At 46.4% G+C, this 6,177-nt stretch carries 6 protein-coding genes and 2 pseudogenes; 6 read left to right on the plus strand and 2 right to left on the minus strand.

From position 1 onward, the window contains the following. Nucleotides 1–152 precede the first annotated feature (152 nt). Both N4J56_RS40495 and N4J56_RS40500 read right to left on the minus strand, forming a co-directional pair. Nucleotides 153–464: a DUF1830 domain-containing protein gene (locus tag N4J56_RS40495; protein WP_317112200.1), complete on the minus strand. Its 312-nt coding sequence runs from the start codon at nt 462–464 to the stop codon at nt 153–155. Nucleotides 465–502: 38 nt separating this feature from the next. Further along, nucleotides 503–1,181 (minus strand): annotated as a pseudogene (locus N4J56_RS40500) (IS5 family transposase); the annotation flags it as partial. 227 nt (nt 1,182–1,408) lie between these two features. Between N4J56_RS40500 and N4J56_RS40505 the strand changes: the two are divergent. The 6 genes and pseudogenes from N4J56_RS40505 to N4J56_RS40530 all read left to right on the plus strand — a co-directional run bounded on the left by N4J56_RS40505 (nt 1,409) and on the right by N4J56_RS40530 (nt 5,859). Beyond that, entirely contained in the window at nt 1,409–2,305 is an 897-nt protein-coding gene (locus tag N4J56_RS40505; RefSeq protein WP_317112202.1) for an AraC family transcriptional regulator, read from the plus strand. Between the two features lie 220 nt (nt 2,306–2,525). Next, nucleotides 2,526–3,584, plus strand: a complete 1,059-nt coding sequence (locus N4J56_RS40510; protein ID WP_317112204.1) for a hypothetical protein — start codon at nt 2,526–2,528, stop codon at nt 3,582–3,584. Between the two features lie 360 nt (nt 3,585–3,944). Continuing rightward, a pseudogene (locus N4J56_RS40515) lies at nt 3,945–4,331 on the plus strand (IS110 family transposase); the annotation flags it as partial. A gap of 702 nt (nt 4,332–5,033) precedes the next feature. Further along, nucleotides 5,034–5,231, plus strand: coding sequence for a hypothetical protein (locus tag N4J56_RS40520; RefSeq protein ID WP_317112205.1), 198 nt, complete (start codon nt 5,034–5,036; stop codon nt 5,229–5,231). Then, the gene (locus tag N4J56_RS40525; protein WP_317112206.1) at nt 5,197–5,559 is read left to right on the plus strand and encodes a transposase; all 363 of its coding nucleotides are present in this window, start codon (nt 5,197–5,199) and stop codon (nt 5,557–5,559) included. The genes N4J56_RS40520 and N4J56_RS40525 overlap by 35 nt, the downstream gene beginning before the upstream one ends. 27 nt (nt 5,560–5,586) lie before the next feature. After that, the gene (locus N4J56_RS40530) at nt 5,587–5,859 is read left to right on the plus strand and encodes a hypothetical protein (RefSeq protein ID WP_317112207.1); all 273 of its coding nucleotides are present in this window, start codon (nt 5,587–5,589) and stop codon (nt 5,857–5,859) included. The last annotated feature ends 318 nt before the right edge of the window (nt 5,860–6,177 follow it).

Consider the following 6,177-nt stretch of genomic DNA (forward strand, 5'->3'; position numbering starts at 1 on the left):
AAGATTGCCTGACTCCGTCTTTTGCGCGAGCGCTTCTCCCAACCGAAACAATCGATGTAGACTGGGGAAAGTCAACATCAATCAACGGCATAGACCGATCCCGATGAAGGGACACTCCCAGCGCTAGTCGCAGGGAGTTTTTTTTAGCTTAGCTAGAGCTTGTTCTCCCCCGCGCTGACTTGCAGTTGTTTACAGTCAATGATGTCAGCAGGAATCGCACTGGCTCTTTTAACAGAGTGAATTTCTAGTTGCGCTTGTGGGACAGCCTCAAACAACAAGTACCGACCAGGAAACACGACTCGTTCTAGATACCAGCGTGGGATATTTGTCATCCGAGCAATTTGAATTGTACTTGTTGCGTTTTTGTAGTGGCACAAGATTCGCTGTTGATAGTCGTCGGGTAATGAATCTACGGTAGTGTTGTAGATGTGTTGAGATAGGCTCCAAATTCCCCTTGCAGCCAATGTTTCAAATCAATGAGCAACACATCTACAACACTACCCCAAATCTTAGCATTACGACGAGGTGGAATAGCAGCGGTCGCTTCTCGTTGCTCAATGACATCGTAGCAGCCTTGGGTATCATAGGCTCCATCGGCAGACACCTGCTCAATCTCCTGGGCAATCGCATCGAGTAATTCTGGCATCACTTCACAATCGGCGACGTCATTGGTGCTGACCACTGCCGCTAAAATCTCCCCCGTTGCTTCATCAACTCCTAAATGCAACTTGCGCCATGTCCGTCGCTTGCTAACGCCATGCTGTCTAGTTTTCCACTCTCCTTCACCATAGACTTTTACACCCGTTGAATCGACAACCACATGCACACCTTTGCGCTTGGGAATCACGGGGAGGTCTACGCTCAGCTTGCCCAACCGTCGTGACAAGGATAGAGTGGTCAGGCACTTCTAGCTCGATTCCCATCAGCACAAACAATGACTCCAGGAATCCTTCCGTTTGCCGTCCTGCTAAGCGAAACAACGATTGAACTGTTCCCATCGTCGCAATTGCTGTCTCACTGTAATAATTAGAAGCCCCTCTACGTCCAGTTTTTTGCTCATTGTGCCACTGCTTAATCACCGCTTCATCCACCCAGAAGGTAATGCTGCCTCGTTGTTTGAGAGCTGCATCATATGCATTCCAATTGCGAATCTGATAGCTTTCCTTAGCTTTCGTCTTCATCATTCGTTGAAGTTAGACGGCATACTCAAAATTTACTCATTTCTCCCTATTTGTGCAACAAAGCCATACCCTTCAGCAAAATCGTCATCGAGTCGGCGTAATATTCTTTTCGTGAAAGAGAAGATATTGACCTAAAGAGGGTTGACTTGAGATGAACTCGTGTTAAAAGCTAAGAAGGTCAAAAAGCGTTTATGTTTCAAGCTGTGAATGAGTATGTGCAGGCAACTATGACAAACACCCTTCTTAAACCCAGTGAGCTGAACCAACGACTTCAAAGAACGCTGACCTTATCCAGTCTGCAGATGGGCTGGAATGGCATCCTGGTTGAGCAGCATGACTATACTCCAACTCCTGGCAAAATAGAAGAAATAAAACTGCCTGCTCTGTCCGATCATTGGCTAATCTTACCGATGGGGCATCCCACTTATCTGAGCCAGAAATCTGACTATCGCTGGTACGAATCAATCTTCCAAGAAGGAGATAGCCTCTTGGTTCCATCTGAGCAGTTGAGCTACTGGTGTTGTCCAGGAAGTGAGGCTGTTCAAACGGAACTCAACATTCATTTACAGCCAAAGCTGGTCGAACAAGTTGCTGAAGCGTCTGAAATCAATCCAGCACGGGTCAGTTTGGTCAACCATTTCGGTCAGCAAGACTTGAATCTTCAGCAGATTGCCATGCTACTTTTAACTGAGGTGAAATCAGGTGGCATGATGGGGCGATTATATGTTGAATCCTTGTCTCAAGCATTAATCATCCATCTCTTGCGGCATTATTCTGAGGATGCAACCATCATTGCACCTGAGAATAGAAGCTTAACTCATATCCAGTTGCAGCAAGCGATCGACTACATTCACACTCATCTCAGTCGAGATTTGTCACTGGCTGAACTGGCAAATGTCGTGAATATCACCCCCACTTACTTTGCCAATTTGTTTAAACAAGCAATCGGAATCTCGCCGCATCAGTATGTGATTCAACAGCGAGTGGAACAGGCAAAAGTGATGCTGTCGAAGACGGACTTGGCGATCGCAGATATCGCCCTGCAAGTCGGCTTCTCCAGCCAAAGTCATTTGACCCAACAGTTTAAACGAATTACTGGAATGACACCAAAGCAGGTTCGCTAACACCATAAGAATCTGACAAATTATTGACAAATCATTGTAAGAATCTGAAAGAAGTTGAGCGTTGGCACTCATTACACTCAAGTTAGATCGGTCGAGAATCGAATGCAGCTTGCACCAGACGTACAACATGATTGGCAAGCGATCGCAGTAAACAGGTAAAACGCCAATAGTAAGCAAAGGTGCGCTCAATTGTGTATTCCATTCACTCATTCATTGCCATATGAAAACTAAAGAATCAACCATTGTTTCTGACCAAGAACGCGCTTCTAATTCTATGATGACATCACAGGTACTTTTCGCTGGAGGAGCGGGCTTCGTGGGGCGCACTGCCATCAGGTGGTTCCGCCAGAGGCACCCCAGCGTTCGAGTGCTCGTCGGCGGACGAAATCTGCAAGCGGCAGGTGAAGTCGCCCAAGAGGTGGGTGCTGCCGAAGCAGTTGCCATAGATCTCGATAAGCCCCGCTTGGGACTCAGTGACGACGTTACCGTCGCTGCTGTAGTCATGTTAGCTCCCGAAGCTGGACTCAAAGGTCTGAGCTACGCGCAGGACTTGGGTATTCCTTACCTGAACATTAACGCTGCCGTCACCGAAATCGGACCCGAATTGGCACTGTTCGCGCATCGTGCGACCGCCGCACCCGTTGTGCTCGCCAGTCACTGGATGGCAGGTGCGGCCACTTTGCTGGCACTCAATAGTGCCAAAGGCTTCGAGAGCGTCCGATCTATCAGGCTCGGCGCAATCGTCGATGAGCAAGATCCAGTCGGCCCAGCGGCGATCGAAGATATGGAGCGGGTACACGGGGCTGCTCCCGCCGCACTGGTATTCGAGGGTGGGCGGCGCGTCTGGCTGTCCGGCGATGCCGTAAAGGGCAAGATCGAATCAGTCGATGGTCGATCGCTCAATGCCACCGCATTTTCCACGTTCGATACCGTGAGTCTCTACGCCGCCACTGGAGCACCGGATATCCGCTTCGACCTGGTGAATGGTGAATCGTCCAGCCGCTGCCGGGGCGGTGCGGCGGGAACCGAGATCGTCGTCGAGATCGAGGGTAAGGCTGATGGTCGAACGAAGCGATCGCGATCAATGCTGGAATTCAAGCATGGCACAGCCTCACTCACGGGGCTGAGTGTCGTGCTTTTGCTCTCGTCGGTATTGGGACTGGGCGACCGCGATCCTGCCCGCCCTGGGCTTTACCTACCCGAACTAATCTCAGATAGCAAATGGTTCCTGGATGAACTCCGCAGTGGGGGAGCGACTATCTCCGAAGACTATAAGTAACCTCTGCGACACGGGTTCCGCCTACTAATAATTAGGTCCAAGCTTTTTGCTTTGTACAACGTTAGACGGTCGTGCCCTACAGAAGCTGTTTACGGATGCTATCGCTTCCGTTATGGATGGAAGAAACAAAAAAATAAGATGCACCGAAAAAAAATTACACTCTTAATTGTGTCCTGACAGTTAAGACCGTTCCCTCAATGGTGCATTTTCGCCCGCACAAAAGCATGGTTCTGGGTTATGACGGTGATGACATTGGTGAAGCGTTTAGACGTTATCCCGTTTAGAAGACTGTACAATTCCGTCAACCTGGGTTAAGGCACACTCTCAACTTTGATATTGCTTGAGACTAGAGGAACTAAAATGAAGAAAAAACAGAAGTCTTCAGTTCCAAATCGCCAATCTGTAGCCAAAGCATCAAAATTGAATCCGATTGATGCAAATGCGGCTGGTATTGATATTGGTTCCCAAAATCAATGGGTGTGCGTACCTTCAGGACGAGCTAACGAATGCGTCCGGCGTTTTGGTTGCTACACGGCTGACCTGTACGCCATTGCTGACTGGTTAGCTGAATGTGGAGTTGAGACAGTGGCAATGGAATCAACAGGTGTTTATTGGATTCTATTATTTCAAATTTTAGAAACTCGTGGCTTTGAAGTTATGCTTGTAAATGCTCACCATGTGAAAACTTTGCTTGGACGCAAGACAGCTGTTTTAGACTGTCAATGGCTGCAACAGTTGCACAGCTATGTGTAGGAGCCAGCAAACATAACTCCTCAAACCTGCAAACAAGACATTTTCAAACCAGGATTAGTTGCAACTATAATTTCATTTGAACCAGGATTAACTACAACTGAACCAGAATTAAATGCAATCAACCTGCAATCATCCGTTTGAGCCAGGATTATTTGCAAATAGACTCAACACTATGTTGGCATTAGGCTGTGAGTCCTGGTAGGACTTGTCAAAAAACCCATCTCAGAATTTGATAAGTTAACTTTGAATTCTTTACCGACTTTTTTAACTAGGGAATAGGCGGCTTAGGGTTCAGAAACTCTTACTAGTGTTGTAGTTAAGAAAACGTCCGTTTCTTTTACCGTTAGTTGCAGTTAATCCTGGTTGAAGTGGATAATTGCAGGCTGGTTGCATTTAATCCTGGTTCAGTTGTAGTTAATCCTGGTTTTATCGCTGTCTCAGTTGCAACTAATCCTGGTTTGAAAATGTCTTGTTTGCAGGTTTGAGGAGTTATGTTTGCAGGTTACTACAGCTATGGATTGTTGTCAGGTTCTTTTCGCCCAGAAGACGAAATCTGTGTTTTACGTAGCTATATTCGTCAACGTGATAGTTTGATCAGAAGTGCCAGTGTTCATATTCAACGGATGCAGAAAGCTTTGACTCAAATGAACATACAACTGCATCAAGCAGGAGCGCGATATTACAGGCACTACAGGTATGGCAATCATTCGAGCTATCGTCGCTGGTGAACATGACCCACAAGTACTTGCAGCTAAAAAACATCATCGTGTCAAACGTAGTGAAGCAGAAATTGCAGCTGCGCTTCACGGTGACTACCGGAAAGAACATTTGTTTGTCTTGCAACAAGAATTACACCTGTATGATGTCTACCAATCGCAAATCGCGCTCATGTGACCTAAGAATTGAGGATTGCTTAAGTCAATTTAACGATAAAATTGATATTTCCCAGTCTCCCCTTACTCCACCAAAGCATATTCGCCATAAACCTCAAGGCAATGAACCTAGCTTTGATTTGCGTACTCATCTTTATCGCATGAGTGGGGTTGATTTTACCCAAGTGGATGGTCTTGGTGTCCTGACAGTACAAATCATCCTTTCTGAAGTTGGTTTAGATCCCAGCCGATTCCCTACGGTTAAACACTTTACCTCTTGGCTTGGCGCAATGTCGCTGGCAGTCGCATTACTGGTGGCAAAATTCAAAGTTCTCAGACTCGTCCTGTAGTCAATCGCGCCGAAGACAGCTTTCCGTATGGCAGCGCAAACTGCCGGAAAAAGTAATTCCGCTTTGGGCGCATTTTATCGTCGCTTACGTTCTCGACTTGGCTCTCCTAAAGCCATTACTGCAACTGCTCATAAGATTGCGCGAATTTTTTACAAACTTTGGACAACTGGAGGAAATTACACCGATCCTGGTATGGATTATTATGAGCAGCGTTATTACGTGAGCGAATGCTCAATAATCTCCACAAAAAAGCCCAGGCTTTTGGTTTTGAGCTTATTCCTCAGCCCTCAGAAAATCTAGTTTCTTAGGAGCAGCCTACGGGCGGCAAGCCACTCGCAACGAATGAAAGAAACTGATTTAAAGGGACTGATAAACAGCTACATTTATAAATGTCCTGACAGTTAAAACCGAACCTGCAATAGTGTTAGGGAGCGTAATAAATTATCATGCTTTGTACTACATTGAAACACATCGTTCACAAACGATTAATTTATTGAGAATTACACGGCTTAATTTCCGACTTTTTCGTCGCTCATTCTCATTAAGCTTTAGGTTTTCAACGGCGTACTACAAAGCATAATAATTTATTACGCTTCCGTTGAAGAATCGCCCTTCTAG

The sequence above is a fragment of the Chroococcidiopsis sp. SAG 2025 genome, from assembly GCF_032860985.1.
In the GTDB taxonomy this organism is placed as follows: Bacteria; Cyanobacteriota; Cyanobacteriia; order Cyanobacteriales; family Chroococcidiopsidaceae; genus Chroococcidiopsis.

Coding starts and splice junctions, on each gene's coding strand:
- N4J56_RS40520 (WP_317112205.1), top strand. CDS start 5,034: ATGGCAATCATTCGAGCTATCGTCGCTGGTGAACATGACCCACAAGTA.
- N4J56_RS40525 (WP_317112206.1), top strand. CDS start 5,197: ATGATGTCTACCAATCGCAAATCGCGCTCATGTGACCTAAGAATTGAG.
- N4J56_RS40530 (WP_317112207.1), top strand. CDS start 5,587: ATGGCAGCGCAAACTGCCGGAAAAAGTAATTCCGCTTTGGGCGCATTT.
- N4J56_RS40505 (WP_317112202.1), top strand. CDS start 1,409: ATGACAAACACCCTTCTTAAACCCAGTGAGCTGAACCAACGACTTCAA.
- N4J56_RS40510 (WP_317112204.1), top strand. CDS start 2,526: ATGAAAACTAAAGAATCAACCATTGTTTCTGACCAAGAACGCGCTTCT.